The sequence below is a fragment of the Frankia sp. CcI49 genome (assembly GCF_001983215.1).
Taxonomy (GTDB): Bacteria; Actinomycetota; Actinomycetes; order Frankiales; family Frankiaceae; genus Parafrankia; species Parafrankia irregularis.
This window is the reverse complement of the sequence record NZ_MOWP01000006.1, coordinates 328303-346964: the sequence shown is the minus strand read 5'-3', so window position 1 is coordinate 346964 and position 18662 is coordinate 328303. Positions and strand designations below refer to the sequence as shown.

At 72.1% G+C, this 18662-nt stretch carries 16 protein-coding genes; 8 read left to right on the top strand and 8 right to left on the bottom strand.

The window, feature by feature from the left end; all coding sequences use genetic code 11:
• Positions 1-313: 313 nt before the first annotated feature.
• Positions 314-1675 carry a histidine kinase dimerization/phospho-acceptor domain-containing protein gene (locus CcI49_RS05610; RefSeq protein ID WP_076824765.1) on the bottom strand — a complete coding sequence of 454 codons (1362 nt, stop codon included), beginning with the start codon at positions 1673-1675 and terminating at the stop codon, positions 314-316.
• Complete coding sequence (locus CcI49_RS05605; RefSeq protein WP_054567667.1) at positions 1672-2328, bottom strand: response regulator transcription factor; 657 nt, start codon at positions 2326-2328, stop codon at positions 1672-1674. Before CcI49_RS05605 ends, CcI49_RS05610 begins: the two co-directional genes overlap by 4 nt.
• A gap of 213 nt (positions 2329-2541) precedes the next feature.
• Between CcI49_RS05605 and CcI49_RS05600 the strand changes: the two genes are divergently transcribed.
• From CcI49_RS05600 to CcI49_RS05590, 3 genes are all read left to right on the top strand, one after another.
• Entirely contained in the window at positions 2542-2946 is a 405-nt protein-coding gene (locus CcI49_RS05600; protein ID WP_054567666.1) for a nuclear transport factor 2 family protein, read from the top strand.
• Between the two features lie 332 nt (positions 2947-3278).
• Positions 3279-4490, top strand: a complete 1212-nt coding sequence (locus tag CcI49_RS05595) for an amidohydrolase family protein (RefSeq protein ID WP_054567927.1) — start codon at positions 3279-3281, stop codon at positions 4488-4490.
• Between the two features lie 229 nt (positions 4491-4719).
• Positions 4720-5718: a 2-hydroxyacid dehydrogenase gene (locus CcI49_RS05590; RefSeq protein ID WP_054567665.1), complete on the top strand. Its 999-nt coding sequence runs from the start codon at positions 4720-4722 to the stop codon at positions 5716-5718.
• Between the two features lie 118 nt (positions 5719-5836).
• Here the strand turns inward: CcI49_RS05590 and CcI49_RS05585 are convergent, their stop codons facing one another.
• The 4 genes from CcI49_RS05585 to CcI49_RS05565 all read right to left on the bottom strand — a co-directional run bounded on the left by CcI49_RS05585 (position 5837) and on the right by CcI49_RS05565 (position 11007).
• On the bottom strand, positions 5837-7183 hold the full coding sequence (locus CcI49_RS05585) for a maleylpyruvate isomerase N-terminal domain-containing protein (protein WP_076824762.1): 1347 nt from the start codon (positions 7181-7183) through the stop codon (positions 5837-5839).
• A complete protein-coding gene (locus tag CcI49_RS05580) occupies positions 7180-7812 on the bottom strand; it encodes a sigma-70 family RNA polymerase sigma factor (protein WP_235498027.1) in 633 nt (210 codons plus the stop codon). Before CcI49_RS05580 ends, CcI49_RS05585 begins: the two co-directional genes overlap by 4 nt.
• A 67-nt stretch (positions 7813-7879) precedes the next feature.
• The gene (locus CcI49_RS05575; protein WP_083749322.1) at positions 7880-9610 is read right to left on the bottom strand and encodes a high frequency lysogenization protein HflD; all 1731 of its coding nucleotides are present in this window, start codon (positions 9608-9610) and stop codon (positions 7880-7882) included.
• On the bottom strand, positions 9607-11007 hold the full coding sequence (locus CcI49_RS05565; protein ID WP_076824758.1) for a tetratricopeptide repeat protein: 1401 nt from the start codon (positions 11005-11007) through the stop codon (positions 9607-9609). The genes CcI49_RS05575 and CcI49_RS05565 overlap by 4 nt, the downstream gene beginning before the upstream one ends.
• A gap of 270 nt (positions 11008-11277) precedes the next feature.
• On the opposite strand from CcI49_RS05565, the gene CcI49_RS05560 reads away from it, so the two are divergent.
• The 3 genes from CcI49_RS05560 to CcI49_RS05550 all read left to right on the top strand — a co-directional run bounded on the left by CcI49_RS05560 (position 11278) and on the right by CcI49_RS05550 (position 13949).
• The gene (locus tag CcI49_RS05560) at positions 11278-12738 is read left to right on the top strand and encodes a DUF4331 domain-containing protein (RefSeq protein ID WP_054567661.1); all 1461 of its coding nucleotides are present in this window, start codon (positions 11278-11280) and stop codon (positions 12736-12738) included.
• 14 nt (positions 12739-12752) lie between these two features.
• On the top strand, positions 12753-13184 hold the full coding sequence (locus CcI49_RS05555; RefSeq protein ID WP_076824756.1) for a hypothetical protein: 432 nt from the start codon (positions 12753-12755) through the stop codon (positions 13182-13184).
• Between the two features lie 303 nt (positions 13185-13487).
• Positions 13488-13949, top strand: coding sequence for a hypothetical protein (locus CcI49_RS05550; RefSeq protein ID WP_235498025.1), 462 nt, complete (start codon positions 13488-13490; stop codon positions 13947-13949).
• A gap of 30 nt (positions 13950-13979) precedes the next feature.
• Here CcI49_RS05550 and CcI49_RS05545 read toward each other — a convergent pair whose 3' ends face one another.
• Together CcI49_RS05545 and CcI49_RS05540 are read right to left on the bottom strand one after the other, a co-directional pair.
• Positions 13980-14648 (bottom strand): histidine phosphatase family protein, encoded by a 669-nt coding sequence (locus CcI49_RS05545; RefSeq protein ID WP_076824754.1) that lies wholly within the window; start codon positions 14646-14648, stop codon positions 13980-13982.
• 111 nt (positions 14649-14759) lie between these two features.
• The gene (locus tag CcI49_RS05540; protein ID WP_054567658.1) at positions 14760-15281 is read right to left on the bottom strand and encodes a helix-turn-helix domain-containing protein; all 522 of its coding nucleotides are present in this window, start codon (positions 15279-15281) and stop codon (positions 14760-14762) included.
• 54 nt (positions 15282-15335) lie between these two features.
• Here CcI49_RS05540 and CcI49_RS05535 point away from each other — a divergent pair, with 54 nt between their 5' ends.
• Positions 15336-16772 carry an MFS transporter gene (locus CcI49_RS05535; protein WP_076824751.1) on the top strand — a complete coding sequence of 479 codons (1437 nt, stop codon included), beginning with the start codon at positions 15336-15338 and terminating at the stop codon, positions 16770-16772.
• Positions 16773-16924: 152 nt separating this feature from the next.
• On the top strand, positions 16925-18649 hold the full coding sequence (locus CcI49_RS05530; RefSeq protein ID WP_076824749.1) for an amidohydrolase family protein: 1725 nt from the start codon (positions 16925-16927) through the stop codon (positions 18647-18649).
• Positions 18650-18662: the final 13 nt, after the last annotated feature.

Genomic DNA, 18662 nt, shown 5'->3' with positions numbered 1-18662 from the left:
CGCGTTCCCGGTGGCGGCCGGTTTTCCCGGCTGGTCCGGCTTCGAATCCGAGCAGGCTGGAACGGCCAGCAGGATCGCGGCCAGCCCCAGTGGTAACCACCGCGACCATCGCCTTCGTGGTCCCGGTGATATGGACGTCGCTTTCGGCATCGGTGCGCTCCCTGGAGATAACGCCCTGCGCACCCGGGGAGTCACGGCGGGGATGGCCCACGGACTCCGATGTCGCCAACGCGAGTGGTACGGCCCCCGCCGTCCTCCAGCCGGTCTGGCAGGACTACTGGACGGAATCGGCGGAAACCTACCGAGCGCCGCGTTAGCTGGGCGTTAGCTCGCCGCTCGCCGCGTGGCCGGCCATGGCGAGGGTGGACGGCCGGGCGCTGGCAGCGGACGGGAGCCGGACGAGGGCCGTCACCTCGCCGGGGCCGCGGCTCCAGGTGATGGTCCCGCCGTGTGCCTGCAGGACCGCGTTGACGATGGACAGCCCCGTACCCGCCGGCCCGGGCGCGGCAGCCGGCTCCACGGCGGGGAGGGCAACCGGCGTGCTTGCGCCGTCCAGGGTGGGCCCGGCGTCCAGGGTGGGTTCGCCGTCCTGGGTGGGTGCGGCGACCGAGTTGGCGATGCGAAGGCACACGACGGCGGAGTCGGGACCGCCGGTGMCGGTGCCGGTATCGGGGGCGGCCGCGCCGATGCCGGAGTCCGTGGACTGTGCGCTGTGCGCTGTGCCGACGCTGACCCGGACCCAGCCGTCGGGCCGGTTGTGCCGCGCGCTGTTGTCGAGCAGGTTGCGCACGAGGCTTTCCAGCAGCGCACGGTCGCATTCGACGGCCGCGCTGTGCAGGTCGACGTCCAGGCGCAGCCGGGAGAAGACCGGCGCCTCCACGACCCGGCCCAGGACGTTGCCGACCAGCTCGTCGAGCGCGAACCGTGACGTCTCCAGCGCCTGCGGGTCGGTGCGGGAGAGCACGAGCAGCCGTGACACGAGCCGTTCGCCGCGGTCGACGGCGTCGGAGACGGCCCGCAGCCGGGCGGTGACGTCGGGGTCGGCCGTGTCGTCGAGCAGCATCGCGATCTCGGTCCTGCTGGTGGCCAGCGGTGTGCGCAGCTCATGGGCGACCTGGGAGGCGAACCGGCGTTGCGCGTCGAACGCGACCGCGAGCCGGTCGAGCATCGCGTCGAAGGTGTCGGCCAGCTCCTTGATCTCGTCGTTCGGGCCGGTGGCCGCCACCCTGTCCCCGAGGTCCGACGCGGATGCCGACCGGGCGCGGGCGGTCATCGTCCGGATCGGCCGCAGGATGCCGCCGGCCAGCGCCCAGGCCGCCCCCACCGCGCCGACGAGCACCACCAGCAGGCCCACGAACGACCAGCGCCGCGCGCTCGAGAGTGCCTCGTCGAGCGGGCGCTGTTGGATCGCGCGGCCCACGTCACCGACGGTCCGGCCATCCGGCAGGGGCTGTTCGTCGAACCGGGAGGCGAAAAGGTCCTCGGGATGCTGGCGAATGTACTCGACCACGGTGGGCCGCGAAATGTTCAGTTCCTCCAGCAGGGAACTGTTGAACGAGTACACCGACGGATACCTGACGTTTCTCAGTACGATCGTGTTGACCACCAACGTGAAGGATCCGGCGACGACCAGCGCGATCGAGATCATGACGGTGATACGAATTCTGAACGTCATGAGAGGTGGTACCCCGCTGCCGGAATGGTCATGACGACGGGCGGATCCCCGAGTTTCCGGCGCAGGGTCAGGATGGTGACGCGGACCGCGTTGCTGAACGCGTCGAGCCGGTCGTCCCACACGCTCTCCATCAGCTGCTCCGCGCTGAGCACGGCGCCGTCGGCGAGCATCAGCGTCTCGAGCAGTGCGAACTCGCGGTTTGTCAGCCGCAGGTCGCGGTCCCCGCGCAGAGCTGTTCGCCGGGCGGAGTCCAGGGTGATGTCCCGCCATCGCAGCACCGGTGGTGCGGCACGGTGGGCGCGTCGGCCGAGTGCCCGGATCCGCGCCACCAGCTCCCGCATGTCGAACGGCTTCGGGAGATAGTCATCCGCCCCGAGCATGAGCCCCTCGACCCGCTCGGAGACGTCGTCCGACGCCGTCAGCATGAGGATGCGCGCCGGCCGCCGCTCACCCACGATCCGCTCGCAGACGGTGTCGCCGGGCAGACCGGGGAGGTTGCGGTCGAGAACCACGATCTCGTAGTCGACGAGCGCGATCCGGTCGAGCGCGCCCTCGCCGTCATGGACCACGTCGACGGCGAAACGCTCCCGCCGCAGGCCGCGCGCGACCGCGTCGGCCAGCGGCGCGTCGTCCTCCACGAGCAGTAACCGCATCGTCCCTCCCTGACCTGGCCTCCGTCCGCGTCGCCGTCCCGCGATGCTGCGGATGCTGCGATGGTGCCAGGGCCGACCGTGCCCGGCGCCGATGGGCCGGGCCAGTTCGTGCGCCCATGTCCGTGATGGGCGATCCTGCTCGGTGCCCGGCGCGGCCAGGGGAGGCGATCCGACGGCTCTCCGTGGCCTGTGCCCCCCGACGGAGAGGTGCCCATGGACGACATCGAACAGATCAGGCAGCTCAAGGCCCGGTACTGCCGATTGCTCGACACGAAGAGCTGGGACGAGTTCCGCGCGCTGTTCACCGACGACGCGGTGCTGGACTCGACCGACTCCGGCGGTGACGTCATCACCGGTGCCGACGCGTTCCTGGAGTTCCTGCGGCCGGCGCTGTCGGAGAGTGTGACCGTGCACCACTGCCACACCCCGGAGATCGCGGTGACCGCGCCGTCCACGGCGACCGGCATCTGGGCGATGGAGGACCGCATCCGCTTCCCGGACGGCTCCGAGCTGATCGGCTTCGGGCACTACCACGAGACGTACGAGAAGGCCGACGGAGCCTGGCGGATCAGGTCGCAGAAGCTGACCCGCCTGCGGATGGACTTCACGAAGCCCTGACTCGCCGCGGACCGGGAAGCGGCCGACTCGCCGCGGACCGGGCAGTACCRCCGGAACCCGGGCGACCCGGTGACGGGCCGGGCCCGGGTGGCCCGGTGACCGCCGGCGACGGGGCGCTCGGGCGGCGCTGCTGCCCGGGTGGCCGGGCGCCCCGCCGAGGTAGGACTTTCGTCCGGTGCCAAGGTGTGAAAATCTGATGCTCTCAAGCTGAGAACCTGGTTTCTGCTGGCGGTGGCGCTGTGGCGCGGCCGCGGATCGGCCGGCGACGAGGCGCGACGGCGCTGCGACGAGGCAGCACCGCGACGACGAGGCACTGCGACGAGGAGGACGCGATGTTGACGCTCAAGGCCGCTGGCCTGCTCGATGTCGACACCGGGGAGATCATCCGGCCCGGGATCGTGAAGATCGAGGGCGAGCGGATCGTCGGCCTCGGCGGCAGGCCGGAGGGCGAGGTCCTGGACCTCGGTGACCTGACCCTGCTGCCCGGCCTGATGGACATGGAGCTCAACCTGCTGATGGGCGGGCCTGGCGAGCACCAGCTCACCAGCCAGACGCGGGACGACCCGCCGACCCGGATGATGCGGGCCACCCAGAACGCCCGCCGCACCCTGCGGGCCGGCTTCACCACGGTCCGCAACCTGGGCCTGTTCTGCAAGACCGGCGGCTACCTGCTCGACGTGGCGCTGAAGAACGCGATCGATGTCGGCTGGATCGACGGCCCGCGCATCGTCCCCGCCGGCCACGCCATCACGCCGACCGGTGGCCACCTCGACCCGACGATGTTCGGCAAGTTCGCGCCGCACATTCTGCAGCTGAGCGTCGAGGAGGGCCTGGCGAACGGGGTGGAGGAGGTCCGCAAGGCGGTCCGCCACCAGATCAAGCACGGCGCCGAGGTCATCAAGATGTGCGGTTCCGGTGGGGCGATGTCCCACTCGGGACCATCCGGCGCCCGGCACTACTCCGACGAGGAGGTGCGGGCGATCACCGACGAGGCGCACCGGCGTGGGCTGCGGGTCGCGGCGCACACCCACGGCTCGGTCGCCGTCCGCCAGATGGTCGAGTGCGGCGTCGACTGCATCGAGCACGCCTTCATGATCGACGATGACACGATCAACCTGCTGGTCAAGGAGGGCACCTGGGTCGTCGCGACGCAGGCGCTGATCGACGGCATGCCGGTGCTGCAGAGCGCGGAGCCGGAGATCCAGGCCAAAGCGGCGCTCATCTTCCCGAAGGCCAAGATCTCGATCCGCAACGCGATCGAGGCCGGGGTGAAGATCGCGGTCGGCAGTGACGCGCCGGCGATCCCGCACGGGAAGAACGCCCTGGAGCTGGTCGCGCTGGTCGACCGCGGGATGACCCCGCTGCAGGCGATCCAGGCGGCGACGATCGTGGGCGCGGACCTGATCGACGTCACCGACCGCGGGCGCCTGGCCGAGGGCCTGCTCGCGGACATCATCGGCGTGGCGGGCAACCCGCTGGAGGACATCAACGTGTTCCGGCGCGTGCCGTTCGTGATGAAGGGTGGCAAGCAGTTCATCTATTAAAGGGAGCTACCGGGTCGTCGTAGGGCAGGCTCGGTGCCGGCAGCCGCCAGCGGGTGAGCACTCCCATCTCGCCCGTCACGGACCGTCCGCCGGCCCGTCCCGCTGACCCGTCACCGGGTCGCCACCCGCCGCACAGCCGCCGCCGTCGAGTTGGCCGAACCCGCCTGGACTAGGGTTCGCTGCGGACGAAGGAAGCTGTGGCGGCGGGTGGACAAAGGCGGGATGCCAGGTGCGGGTGGCGGTCTTCTCGGCCAAGGACTACGACCGCCGTTTCCTCGGCGCGGCCCGGCCGGCGGGCATCGACCTGGACTTTCTCGAACACCGCCTCACCGCTCGGACAGCCGGCCTCGCTCGGGGGTTCGACGCGGTCTGCGTGTTCGTCGAGGACGACGTCTCGGCCCCGGTGCTCGACGCGCTGGCCGCGGGCGGAATCCGGCTGGTCGTGCTGCGGTCGGCCGGCTATGACAACGTGGACCTCGCCCGTGCCGGGGCGGTCGGTATCACCGTCGCGCGGGTTCCCGCCTACAGCCCGCACGCGGTGGCGGAACACGCGGTCGCGCTCATCCTGGCCCTGAACCGGCACCTGTGCCGGGCCTACAACCGGGTCCGGGAGTACAACTTCGCGCTGACCGGCCTGCTCGGCTTCGACCTGCACGGCCGCACCGTCGGTGTGGTCGGCACCGGCGAGATCGGCACGGTCTTCACCCGCATCATGACCGGCTTCGGGTGCCGCGTGCTCGCGCACGACCTCCGGGTGAACCCGGTCTGCGCCGAGCTGGGAGCCGAGTACGTCGACCTCGACCGGCTGCTGGCCGACGCGGACATCATCTCGCTGCACTGCCCGCTCACCCAGGACACCCACCACCTCCTGGACTCCGCCGCGCTGGCGCGGACGAAACAGGGCGTGATGGTGATCAACACCAGTCGCGGCGCGCTGCTCGACACCGGCGCGGTCATCGCGGCCCTCAAGAAGGGTCGGATCGGCGCACTCGGCATCGACGTCTACGAGGAGGAGAGCGCGCTGTTCTTCGAGGACCGCTCCGAGCACGGAGCGTTCGACGACGACGTGTTCGCGCGGCTGCTCACCTTTCCGAACGTACTGGTGACCGGCCATCAGGGCTTCTTCACTGTGGACGCCCTCACCCGCATCGCCGAGGTGACGATGGCCAATCTCAGCGGTTTCGCCGGCGGCACCGGCCCTGTACACCCGGTGACCGCCGTCGGCTGACCCGAGCCGTCCCGTTCGGGACCAGTCCTCGGATCGGAGGCGTCTCGGATCGGAGGCGTCTCGGATCAGGGCGCCGTCCCAGACCGGGTGGCGGTCCCAGATGGGGAGGCGGCCCGGATCAGGGGCGGGCGAGGCTGGGAGCCAGCGCGAGCAGGCCGGCGGCGAGCCGCTCGTCGCCCTCGACCCGGGCGGTGACCGCGCTCGCGGGCCTGCGATCGCCGACGAGCAGGCAGAACTCGACGATCTCGACGGTCAGGGTGCCCGAGGCCGGGCGCGGATCGGCTGGTACCGCGCGCGGATCGGATCGGGCCGGGTGTACCTGTGCGCCGTCCGGCCCGAGTGACCAGGTGCCACCGCCTGGCCCCGTCAACGTCACCGTGAGCGTCCCTTCCGGCGCGGGCGCGGTCGCTGCGGCTGTCGCGGCTGCCCAGGGCACGGACAGCAGACGCAGGGCGAGATCGGCCATCGCGTGCAGGTCGTCCGCGCCGGGGTTCGGCACCGTGATTCCCGCAGCCGTGGCGATGTCCCGCGTGTGAATCCACGTCTCGAACGCGCGGGAGGTCAGATGATCGCCGGGCGCGGCCGTCCAGCCATCGACCGTCACGGTGAGGGGTGCCTGGCTCCGTTCGGCCCGTTCGGCGGCGGCGCAGAGCTGTTCCGCCTGCTCGTACCAGCGTCGCCGCACCTCCTCGACCGGCCAGTCCCGAGCGGCGTCCAGGACGATGCCGGTCCGGGTCAGGGCGTCCTCCTGCACGTCCTGCGCGTTTGCGTCCTCCTCGACCTGTTCGTCCCTGCCGCCTGCGGCGTCGTGTGCCCCGGTGGGGGCGGGTCGGGCGCCAGCGGAGATGAGGGCGGGCAGCAGCAGGCCGTCGACGGCGTAGAGGTGCAGGACGAGCTCACGGACCGACCATCCGCACGCGGTGGGCAGGTGCCAGTGCTTCGCCTCGAGCTCGATCAGCAGCCGGTCCAGCGCGCCGACCCGGTTGCCATAGCAGGGGACGCCCGCGGCGCCTGCCAGCCCCGGCCGGTGCCGCGGCGATGCCGAGGCCGTTCCCGGCATACGCGCACCCGGCGCCGCCCGGCGGGCCCCGGGCGCGGCCGGGCGGACCGCGAGCGCCGCGGTGAGGATGGCGGTGAGCGAGCCGGGGCCGTCGGCCGGCCGGGCGAGGTGGCCCTCCGACGCGCCCGGCAGCCCCGGGGCCCGCGGTGCCGGGGCCTGCCGTGCCGGGGCCGGTCGTACCGTGCTCTGCCGTACCGGGGCCTGCTGAACCGGGGCCTGCTGTACCGGAGTCTGCGGGGCTCCCGGGAGGAGGGCCGCGGCGTCGGTGGAGCAGGCCGTGCAGCTGCCGAGGTGCTTCTCGACGGCGTCGGCCTCGGCCGGGGTGCAGCTGCCCAGCAGGTAGGCGCCCAACAGCTCACCCACACAGGTGCCGGACGTCCGCGCGACCGGCGGTTCGATCGTCACGGTGCTACTCCCTGATGGGCGAGGGTACGGGCGAGGGTGGCGAGAGCGGCGCGCATCCGCGACTTCGCGGTTCCCTCGGGGATCGCGAGCTTGGTCGCGATGTCACGGTAGGTCAGCTCTGTGTAGTACGCCAGCTCCACGACCTCACGCTGTTTCGGTGGCAGCGCGGCCACGGCGGCCCGCACCGCGTCCGTGTCCTCGCGAGCGAGCAGGTCGTCGCCGGGCACGGCCTCGTCGACGTGCTGGACGAGGCCACGGGCGACCCGTTCGGTGGTGCGCCGAGAGGACTCCCGGCGCACCCAGTCGACGGCCCGCCGGTGTGCCAGCACGGAAAGCCAGGTGCGCAGCTCACCCCGGTTCGGATCGAACCGGAGCGGATGCTGCCAGAAGGTGACCAGCACCTCCTGCAGGACGTCTCGGGCGGCGTCGGCGTCACCGGTCACCCGTACGGCGACCGCGAGCAGGTAGTGGGCATGCCGCTGGTGCACCTCGGCGAGCGCGGCCGGATCACCGGAGACCACCCGACCGTGCAGGTCGACGATGTCGTGGTCGGAGTGGCGAGTGGGCGTGGGCGCCGAGCCCCTGTGCGGCCGGTCGGCCGCCCTGTCCGGGCTGTGCACGATGGGCATGGTAGCGCACACACTCCGCATCATCCGGTCCCGCTCGCCCGATCTCGTCGCTCGCCGTACCCTCTGGTCACGAGATGACCTGGACGCTGGCGCGCAGGGCCACTGTCGCGCCGACGACGACGATCAGTGCCGCGCTCACCACCGGCGCCCAGTACAGGCCCGCGGCAAGCCCCGGGGCCGCGGCGCGCACCCGGTGCAGCAGGGGGACGAGCGTGCGGTCGAGCAGGAAACCCGCCCCGATCAGGGTCAGCGCCATGCCCGCGCCGTAGGCGAGGACGAGCAGGAGCCCGAACCACGCCCGTCCCAGCGCGACCGCACCGAGCAGTACGACGATCGCCGACGGCGTCGGCACCATCCCGCCGGCGAATCCGGCGGCGAGCAGGCTCCGCAGCTGTGACCCGTCGGCCGCCGGATGTGGATGTGTATGCCAGCGCCCCCCGTGCCCGTGCCCGTGCCCGTGCCCGTGCGTGTGCGTGTGTCCGTGTCCGTGCGTGTGCCCGTGTCCGTTCGCACCGCTGTGGCTGTGGCTGTGGCGATGGTGGGTGTGGGCGGGGGCCAGGGCCTGGAGGTCCAGACCCGCCACCGACGGGCTGAGCAGCCCGGATGCGCCGGCGAGCCTCGATCGCAGCAGGCTCGCGCCGATCCCGGCTATCAGCAGGCCGCTCGCGACGCCGAGCCAGGGATATATCCGCTCCGGAGCGAAGCCACTCGACGCCGACAGCACGATCGCGAGGATCAGCACACCGCAGGTGTGGGTGAGCGTCACCGCCGTCGCGGTGGCGGCCAGCTGCCGCCCGGTCACCGAGCCTCCGATGATCCGGGCCGCCATGACCGTCTTGCCGTGCCCCGGGGCGAACGCATGGGCGGTGCCCAGGACGAATGCGGAGAGCAGAGCGAGCAGGCCCACCCCGACAGTGAGCGAATCCCGCCTGACCAGGCCGTCGACCCAGCCCGTGAGGCCGTCCCCGCCCTGTGCCCGCCGGGCCTGTGCGGCCGCACCGGTTCCGGCCGCACCGGTTCCGGGTGTGCCGGTTCCCTGCGCACCGGCGCCGGCCGCGGGGCCCGTCAGCGGGTCCGTTGCCGCGGGCCCGCCGGGACGCACGGTCAGCGTGGCGCTGGTGACGTCCGACGGCCCGCGCAGAGGATCGTCCGGGTATCGGGTGAGCAGATCGGTGGGCGAGCGGTCGGGCACGTCCGAGGCGAGCAGCGTCGTGCCGTCCCCGACGGCGACCGTCTCCCGCCACCCGATCCGGTCGGTGTAGGCGGCCAGCCGGTACTGCACCGCGCCTACCGGACCACCGGTCTGGGCGGAGAACCGGCAGACCAGTCGCATCGTCGTCAGCCCGCCGGACCCGGGCGGGAACGTCACCGAGCCGCCGGCGCCGACGAGCGGGGTGACCTGGCTGTCCAGCACGAGCCTGGTCTGCCTGGACGTCCGGGCGCATTCGGCCTCCTGCCAGCGTGCGGGGCCCAGTGCGTCCACATCGGGCCGCAGCTGCGCGGTCGGGATCTCGGCGAAGTCGACGATCACGTCGACGTGGACCGTCTCGACGCCGACCCGCAGCACACTGGCGCTGTTGACCGTGAAGTTGCCCAGCGGATGCGCGGACGCGGCGCCGCCGCCCGCCAGCACCAGCGCGACCACAGCCGTGGCGAGGGCGGCCGCCCGGCGCGGCCAGGTCCAGGCCCAGGCCCGGACCCAGGCCCAGGTCCGGGTCCGGGTCCGGGTCCGGGAACGGGGATGGGGATGGGGATGGGGACGGATCCAGGTCCGGGTCGGGGCCTCGGCGCGGGTCATCGGGTGCCGCCTTCGAGGGAGGTGAGCAGGGTGCGTGCCCGGGGCACGTGCAGCGGCGAGAAATGCGGGTCGGTCTCCAGCGCCGTGCGCAGGTCGCTGATCGCGGCTTCGGTCCGCCCGAGCGCCGCCCACACGACGCCACGGTGGTAGAGGAACAGCGCCCGACGCAGGCCGAGTCCGAGCGCCGAGTCCGCGCTGGCCAGGGCCTCGTCGTCCCGCCCGAGCCGGTGCAGCACCCAGCCGCGGGCGTCGTCGACGAACACACCGGCCCGTCGCGGCGTCGTGCCAAGCCCCGTGTCGGGCCCGGTGCTGGGGGCCGGTGGCGCCAGCGCCGTCCACGCGGTGGCCGGCTCGCCGTGGTCGGCCTCGAACAGGGCCAGCTCGACGTCCACCTCGACGCCCTGGGCGCGAAGCAGCGCCGCGGTCGAGCGCACCAGGTCGTACTGGCGGCGCGCCTCGTCCATCCGGCCGACCGCTTCGAGTAGCTCGCCGTGCTCGGCGACGATCCACGGCTGCGGGCTGCGGGTGGTGGCGACGCGGTAGTCGGCCAGCGCGGTCTCGATCTCACCGCGGGCGGCCGCGACCCGGGCACGGCCGACGAGGAGCTGCACCGACGACGGGTCCTGGACGAGCCCGCGCCGGTAGGCGTCGGCCGCGCCGTCGAGATCGCCGCGGTTGCGGGCCAGCTCTCCGAGGTGGAAGTAGGCGAACGCGGCGTCGGCGGGGGATGTCGCGTCGGCGATGACCCGCCGCAGCGTCTCCGCCGCGGGCTCCGGCTGCCCGCGCAGCTCGTACGCGTAGGCGACCCGGGCCAGCGAGGCCACATCGGGACGCAGATCGACCGCGGTCTGTGCCGCCGGCCAGGCCTCGGGGTAGCGCCCGAGCTCGACGAGGGCGTCGAACCGCACCCCGTGAGCTGTCGCGTTGAACGGATTGACGGCGATGGCGGCGTCCGCYGCGCGCAGCGCGCCGAGGAAGTCGTGACGCGCGGCGGCGAGCGCGGCCCGCCCGGTGAGCGCGGTGTCGTTGCCCTCGGGCCGCAGTGCCAGCGAGCGGGCGAAGGCGCTCTCGGCCCGCGGGTAGGACGTCGGGTCGCCGGTGCGTCGGGCCAGCTCGACGTAGGCGAGGCCGAGCTCGGCCCAGGCCGGCCAGTCGCCGGGCACCCGGCCCAGCCGGTCCTGCAAGCGTGCGACGGAGGCGTCCTGCGCACCTGTCACCGCTCGGGCTGTCCCGGGTGCCCCGGCTGCTCGGGGATTCGGCGGTGCGGAGCCGGTGCCTTCGCCCGCCTGGGTGCCCGCCGTCCCGTCGATCGCTGTCAGGGCCCCCGCCGTCAGGACGACCGCCGTCAGGACGACCGCCGTCAGGACGACCGCACAGACCACGCCGGTGGGCGTCAACGCCCTGCTCGGCCCCGCCCTTTTCGCAGCCCTTGTTCCGCGCCACCACCACATGGCCGTCCTCCCCGCGTCCGCGTCCGCCGTCCAGGCGCCCGGCGGTACAGCCAGGCGTCCAGCAGCGGTTCGGCGCCGTCAGGCCCGCGGACCGGTGCGGGCGGCGACCAAAAACGTCGGGTAGCCGACACGATCCGCGCGGTCTTCACCGCCGAACCACCGGCGTTGATCGGACCGGCGCTCAGGACCGGTCCCGCGATCCCCCAGGGGGGAAGCATGAGCAGGCAGAAGGCTGCCCGCGCCGGCGCAGGTGTCCGCCATCCGCGGCGGGCGCGGCTGTTCCGGCGGCGCGGTGGCGTCGTCGGCGTGGCCGCGCTCGTCGTCGGCGCCACGGCCGCCGCGCTGGTGGTCCCACCGATCGCCGCCGAGGCGTCGAGCCACCGGGAGGCCCCGCTGATCAGCGGCGACCCGGCGGTCGACAACACCGACACCTACGCCTTCGTCAGCCCCGACGACCCGAACACGGTGACGCTCGTCGCCAACTGGCTGCCCTTCCAGGAACCGGCTGGCGGGCCGAACTTCTACCCGTTCTCCACCGACGCCCGGTACGACATCAACATCGACAACAACGGTGACGCGAAGCCCGACATCACCTACCGCTGGACCTTCGCCAGCAGCTACCGCAACCAGAACACGTTCCTCTACAACACCGGGCCGGTGACCTCCCTCGACGACCCGGACCTGAACTTCCGCCAGACCTACCGACTGGAACGGATCAGCGACGGGAAGTCCACGGTGGTCGCCGACAAGGTGCCGGTCGCGCCGTCGTACGTCGGCAACGCGTCGATGCCGGACTACCTTGCGCTGCGCACGGCGTCGCTCACCCAGATACCGGGCGGCGGCAAGACGTTCGCCGGGCAGGCCGACGACCCGTTCTTCCTGGACCTGAGGGTGTTCGACCTGCTGTACGGGGGCGATCTCTCCGAGGTCGGCCAGGACAGCCTCGCCGGGTTCAACGTGAACTCGATCGTGCTGCAGGTGCCGAAGGCCGATCTCGCGCTCAGGGGCGACCCGGCGCGGAACCCGGTGATCGGGGTGTGGAGCAGCACCCAGCGGCGCAGCGCCGCCTTGTACGGGCCGACCGACGGCTCCGGCCAGCAGCTGTCCTTCGGCGGCTGGTCGCAGGTCTCGCGGCTCGGCGCGCCGCTGGTCAACGAGGTGGTCGTGCCGCTGGGGCAGAAGGACCGGTTCAACGCCTCCACCCCGGCCCGCGACGCCCAGTTCCTGAAGTTCGTCACCGACCCCGAGCTGCCGAAGCTCATCCAGGCGATCTACAAGATCCCCGCGCCACCGACGCCGCGCAAGGATCTGGTCGCGGTCTTCCTGACCGGTGTCAGCAAGGACAACCTCGGTGTCGACCTGAACGCTCACGCGCTGAACGCCGATGCCGACCGGGCGAAGATCGCACCGTCGGAACAGCTGCGGCTGAACATGTCCATCCCGCCGACCGCGACACCGAACCGGCTTGGCGTCCTCGGCGGTGACACGGCCGGCTACCCGAACGGCCGCCGGCTCGGTGACGACGTCGTCGACATCTCGCTGCAGGCCGTGGAAGGCGCCCTGCTGCCGAAGCCGCCGGCCGCGGTCACCGGCCTCGGTGACGGTGTCGACGGGCCCGACGTGCGCTTCCGGGGCTGGTTCCCCTATGTCGGCCTGCCCACCTCGGGCTCGAGCTGACGGGCGGCGACGACATGCGCGCAACCCTGCGCGGCGGCCACCGCGGCGGCCACGCATCCTTACTCGCCGCCGCCCTCGCTCTCGGCGTCGTCGTCGCCGGAACGACGGCCTGCTCGGATGACGGCCCACCGCCGCTGCCCGAGGCCGGTGCGTTCGCCGCCGGCGTCTGCCGGGACCTGGCTCCGGACCTGATCGAGACGCTGCGGCTCACCCGGTCGGCGCCAGGCGCCGCGGACGGGGTCGCGACGCTCGCCCGTGACCTCGTCCCGTCCCAGGAGAGGCTCTACAACCAGATCGGGGCCGCGGGGGAGTACGCCCGCGATCTGGAGCGGGTCACCACAGCGGTCGGTTTCCTTCGGCTGCGGGTGGACGCCGGAACCTACGAACCAGCCCTGCTCACGGAGGTGACGACGAGCACCCGGCAGCTGGTGGAGCGCTGTACCTGACCGGCKATCACGGGCACTCGGCAGAGCCACTGGTTCCCCGTCCCGCCGCAGCGCGGTGCGGGGAACCAGCCGAGCCGAGGCCCTGGGAACACCGGCCAGGGCGCCGGCGTGTTGTCGAGAAGCGGACAGAAGGCGTGCAAATCCGGCATCCATCCCGTGGTGGTCGCTAGGGTCGTCACTGTGAGTGGTCGGGGATTTCTTGGTCTGTCCAGCAGGCTTGGCCTGGCGGTAGTCGCGTGTGTCGCCTTCGCGGGATGCTCCGGGGAATCCGACCGGGAAACCGCGCCGGACTCCCGCGCGACGGTGTCGAACACGCCCGGCGCGAACGCGACCGGCGAGGCGGCGCCAACGCCGTCGCCGCAGGCTTTTCCACCGTCACCACTGCCGACCACGGCCTACCCGCCGTTGCCCGGCTTCGGTACGGCGCACGATTTCGGCAGCGTGACGGCTGTCTCCGGCACCGACGCCGCCGGTGGTGCCACGCTGACTCTCGACCGGTTGGCCTACATCCACTGCACACCGCAGCCCAACCAGCTGGAGGAGTGCCTCGACGGTTACCGCGTCGAGCCGGTGGACGCGGGCCGGCGCCAGTACCCGGTGGCATCGACCGTCAAGGTCACCCTGGTCGTGCAACCCGAGATGTACCGGGACGGCACGCTCGCCGACCTGCGGACGTTCGTCGCCGAACGGCCGTCCAACCTGATGCTCCTGCGGCTCGACGAGGCGGGCCGGGTCGTCGCCGTCGGCCAGCCCTGGGTGCCCTGACCTGGCCGAGGGCCGAGTACCCGCCGGCGCTCAGCTGCGGAGCTCCCTGCTGGGACGGATCAGGTGGAAGCCGCTGACAGCTCCGTGCAGAACGAGCGACCACCTGGTGTCCCCGGCCGAGGACCACCGAAGGGACCACCAGGTCAGCGAGGCGTGAGCGACGGAGAATCCGAACGGCATGCGCACGCCTGACGGGATACCCAGGCGGAACCGATGGGCCGCCTCCACCGTCTCGCCGTGTGCGATGACGAGGACGCGCTGGCCCTCGTGCCGGCTGACCATCTCCTGCAGGCAACCGCCGGCCCGGGCAAGGAACTGGCCCCAGCTCTCCGACCCCGGGGCGAAGGGTTCCTCGGGCCGGTCGGAGGGATGGCCGCCGAACTCGGCGATGATGTCGGCCCACGGTCGGCCGTCCGCCTCGCCGTGATCGGGCCCCGCCAGCCGTGGCTCGATCCGCACCGGCAGTGTGAGCTCGTCGCTGACGGCCTGCGCGGTCTCCCGGACCCGCAACCGGGGTGATGCGTAGAGAACGTCGATGGGGCGGTCGTCGTGCAGGGGCCGCAGGGCCCTGGCGAGGTCCGCCGCCTGGGCGTGGCCGCGCTGTGTCAGGCCGGTGCAGCCCAGGTCGCCGCCGGCGATCCAGGCGATGTTGCAGTGCGCCTCGCCGTGCCGCACCAGCATCAGATCCGTGTCGGGCACGCCATGCGCTCCTGAAGGCTGCGTCCTGAAAGCTGAGTTCTGAAGGCTGCTCTGAAGGCTGCGGTGACCTCGCGCCCGGACCCTCCGGCCGACGCGACCTGGCTCCTGATCTTATCGGTCGGTGACCGGGCTCGCCGCCGTTTCGGTACCGGCCGTGGCGCGGCGGGTCGAGGCAATGATGCCGTCGTGGTCGCCGGGGCCGGCGATCGCGCGAACATCCCGCAGGCCGACCGGCTCCCCGCACTGTGAGCAGGTCAGGGCGGTGTGCATGATCTCCCCGCAGCCGGTGTGCCGCAGCTGCAGTGGCGGGCCGTCGGGTGCGGCGTAGCGGTCGCCCCACTCCCGCATGGCGGTCAGGACGGGCCACAGCGCGCGGCCCTTGTCGGTCAGCCGGTAGTCGTACCGCACCGGATGGTCCTGGTAGGGCACCCGGGCCAGCACCCCTGCCTCGACGAGCCCCGCGAGGCGTTGGTTGAGCACGTTGCGGGAGATCCCGAGCCGCCGTTGGAACTCGTCGAAGCGGGTCACGCCGAGGAAGGCGTCCCGGACGATCAGCATCGTCCACCACTCGCCGATGACCTCGAGGCACTGCGCGACGGAGCAGTGCATGTCGGCGAAGCTCTTGCGCTCCATGTCCTCACGCTAGTGGGTTGCTTGATAGAACTGCAAACCCCTACGGTGAGTCCTATGACAGAACTCATGGTGGGGCGGCGGCGCGGCGCGTCGCCGGGCCGGATCGCTCCTCGCCGGGGCGCCGCGGCGTCCGGGCTCGAGGTGCTGCTGATCGTGTGCGCCGGCGTGGTCCTGGTGAACCTCGACCTGTTCGTGGTCAATGTGGCCCTGCCGCAGATCGCCCGCGACCTCGGTGAACGGGACCTCGGCACGCTGTCCTGGGTGCTGAACGGGTACGCCGTGGTCTACGCGGCGCTGCTGGTCTTCTTCGGCCGCCTCGCCGACCGGTACCGGCGCGACCTCGGTTTCCTGCTCGGCGTCGCGGTGTTCACGGTGGCCTCCGCCGCCTGCGCCGCGGCCACCAGCGTCGCGATGCTGATCGGTTTCCGGCTGCTGCAGGCCGTCGGCGCCGCGCTGGTCACCCCGACCTCGCTGGGCCTGGTGCTCGCGGCCCATTCCGCCGAGCGCCGCCAGGGCGCGGTGCGCGCCTGGACCGCCATCGGCGGCATGGCGGCGGCGGTCGGCCCGGTGGTCGGCGGCCTGCTCGTCGCCGCGAGCTGGCGCTGGACGTTCCTGGTGAACATCCCGATCGGCGTCGCGGCCCTCGCGGTCGGCTACCGCAGGCTTCCGCACCTGGCCGGCCAGCCGACGGAACGCCCCGACGCGCTCGGCGTGCTGCTGGCGACGGGGGGAGTGGGGCTGCTGACCGCCGGGCTCGTGCGCGGCGGTGACTGGGGCTGGTCGTCGCCGCCGCTGCTCGCCACCCTGCTCGGCGGCGCGGTGCTGGTGGCGCTGTTCGCGGCGCACTGCGCGGTGAGCCGGAACCCGCTGGTCGCGCCGGCGCTGTTCACGAATCGAGCCTTCACCGGTGCATCGGCGGTGGCGGTTCTGTTCTCGGCGTCCTTCGCCGGGATGCTGCTGTCGATCGTGCTCTGGGTGCAGGGGTACTGGGGCTGGTCGGCGCTGCGCGCCGGCCTGGCGATCGCTCCGGGGCCGCTGATGGTCCCGCTGGTGTCCTTCGGTGTCGCCGGTGCCCTGATCGCGCGCTACGGGCCGGCGGTCGTCATGGCTGCCGGCAGCGCCGTGTTCGGCGCGGGACTGGCCTGGTGGGCGCTGGCGATCACCGTTGAGTCGAACTACGTCTCCGGCATGCTGGGAGGCATGATCCTCACCGGGGTCGGCGTCGGCCTGACGCTGCCGACCCTGATGGCCGCCGCGGCCGCGTCGCTGCCTCCGCAGGCGTTCGCGACCGGGTCCGCCGTCGTCAACATGATCCGCCAGATCGGTTTCGTGCTGGGAGTGGCCGTCGTCATCGCCGTGATCGGTGGGTCGTCGGCGGGCGCGGGCGTGCCGCTGGGCGTCTTCCGGAACGCGTGGTGGGTGACCGCCGGGCTCGCGTTCGCCGGCATCGTTCCCACGGTCCTGCTGGCGCGCGTTCGTCCGCGACCATAGCGCCACCATCCGCGCCAGTATTGACACTGATGAGTGCCACATACGACACTCCTCGATGCCCATTGTGTCGGGTGTCACGGAAGGTGGCAGCGGGTTGGTGTTGCCTCCGGCTCGGCCCGGGCGAGATCGCATCCGAGGGAGGCGCTGAGGCAATGTCCTTATACGATCTTGTGATCAAGGGCGGGACCGTCATCGACGGCCTGCAGACCCCGCGTTACCGGGCTGATGTCGCCATCAGGGGCGGCCAGGTCGTGCAGATCGGCCGGGTGAGCGCGTCGGACGGTGCCGAGGTCGTCGACGCGTCCGGCAAGGTCGTGGCGCCCGGGTTCGTCGACCTGCACACCCACTATGACAGCCAGGTCTTCTGGGACCCGTGGTGCACGATGTCCGGCTGGCACGGCGTGACGAGCGTCGTGATCGGCAACTGCGGCTTCGGGTTCGCGCCCTGCAGGCCGGCCGACCGCGAGCGGGCGATGCTGAGCCTGTCGCGCAACGAGGCCGTCCCGATGGAGACGATGCGGGTCGGGATGCCGTGGGACTGGGAGACCTTCCCCGAGTTCCTCGACAGCATCGACCGCACGCCCAAGGGCGTGAACGTGATGTCGTTCGTGCCGCTGTCGCCGCTCTACGGCTACGTCGTCGGCCTGGACGAGGCCAAGTCCCGGACGGTGACCGACGAGGAGCTGGCCCGCATGTGCGCGCTGCTCGTCCAGGCGATGGAGGCCGGCGCCTGCGGCCTGAGCGCCCAGATCCTCGGCGACGTCGGCAACGTCCAGCTCGACTACGACGGCACGCCGATGGTCACCGACCTGATGAGCGAGCGGGACATTCGCGCGTTCTGCCAGGCGCTGGGCTCGCTGGGCCGCGGCGTCGCCCAGGTCACCTCCCCGCTGGAGACGGCGGCCTTCATGGCCCGCGAGAGCGGTCGGCCGATCATCTGGAACGCGTTGCTCGCCGATGGTGCCCTCAACCAGCACGGCGGCCAGATGATCACGCACCGGGACGCGCTGAAGCGCCTCGCCGAGCTCAACGAGGACGAGGGTGTGCGCGTCTTCGCGCAGGCCCTGACCACCAACTTCGCCTCCGAGTTCACGTTCGAGGAGTACAACCTCGCCGACGCCATCCCCTGCTGGAAGGAGGCGCTGCTCGGCACGGTCGAGGAGAAGCGGGCCAAGCTGGCCGACCCGGTCCGCCGCGCGGCGATGAAGGAGGTCCACGAGCAGCGGGGCGGCCTGTTCGGCGCCGGCTACCCGCTCGACGACATCAAGGTGCACTGGATCTCCAGCGACGTCACCCGTGCCCGCTACCTCAAGGACACCTACGAGGGCTACACCATCGGCGAGATCGCCACCCGGGAGGGCAAGCACCCGATCGACGCCATGCTCGACGTCGCCGTCGCCGGTGAGCTGCGGGTCGGGTTCGCGACGCCGCTGCTGGAGACGCCGCCCGAGTCCATGCGGGAGATCGCCAACGCGCCGGTCGCGCTGCCCGGCGTCAGCGACGGCGGCGCGCACACGAAGTTCGTCACCACCGCGCGCTACCCCAGCGAGCTGCTCGGTCTGTGGGTGCGCGAGCACGGGATCATGTCGCTGGAGCAGGCGCACTGGCGGCTGTCCGCCTACCCGGCCGCCGCCGCCGGGCTGAAGGGCCGGGGCTTCCTCGCCGAGGGGGCGCCGGCGGACGTGATCGTCTACGACCCGCAGACCGTGGACAGCCTGCCCGCCGAGCGGGTGTGGGACTACCCGGCCGGCGAATGGCGCCTCATCCAGAAGGCCGTCGGCTACGACCGGATCATCGTCAACGGAAAGACGACGTTCGTCGACGGTGAATGCACCCAGGAAACACCGGGCCGGCTGCTCCGTCACGGCACGGACTGAAAGCGGGATGACA

Bases quoted from the DNA above. Each gene is read 5' to 3' on its own strand.
- CcI49_RS05605 (WP_054567667.1), bottom strand. From the start codon at position 2,328: ATGCGGTTACTGCTCGTGGAGGACGACGCGCCGCTGGCCGACGCGGTC.
- CcI49_RS05600 (WP_054567666.1), top strand. From the start codon at position 2,542: ATGGACGACATCGAACAGATCAGGCAGCTCAAGGCCCGGTACTGCCGA.
- CcI49_RS05595 (WP_054567927.1), top strand. From the start codon at position 3,279: ATGTTGACGCTCAAGGCCGCTGGCCTGCTCGATGTCGACACCGGGGAG.
- CcI49_RS05580 (WP_235498027.1), bottom strand. From the start codon at position 7,812: ATGCCCATCGTGCACAGCCCGGACAGGGCGGCCGACCGGCCGCACAGG.
- CcI49_RS05575 (WP_083749322.1), bottom strand. From the start codon at position 9,610: ATGACCCGCGCCGAGGCCCCGACCCGGACCTGGATCCGTCCCCATCCC.
- CcI49_RS05560 (WP_054567661.1), top strand. From the start codon at position 11,278: ATGAGCAGGCAGAAGGCTGCCCGCGCCGGCGCAGGTGTCCGCCATCCG.
- CcI49_RS05555 (WP_076824756.1), top strand. From the start codon at position 12,753: ATGCGCGCAACCCTGCGCGGCGGCCACCGCGGCGGCCACGCATCCTTA.
- CcI49_RS05540 (WP_054567658.1), bottom strand. From the start codon at position 15,281: ATGGAGCGCAAGAGCTTCGCCGACATGCACTGCTCCGTCGCGCAGTGC.
- CcI49_RS05535 (WP_076824751.1), top strand. From the start codon at position 15,336: ATGACAGAACTCATGGTGGGGCGGCGGCGCGGCGCGTCGCCGGGCCGG.
- CcI49_RS05530 (WP_076824749.1), top strand. From the start codon at position 16,925: ATGTCCTTATACGATCTTGTGATCAAGGGCGGGACCGTCATCGACGGC.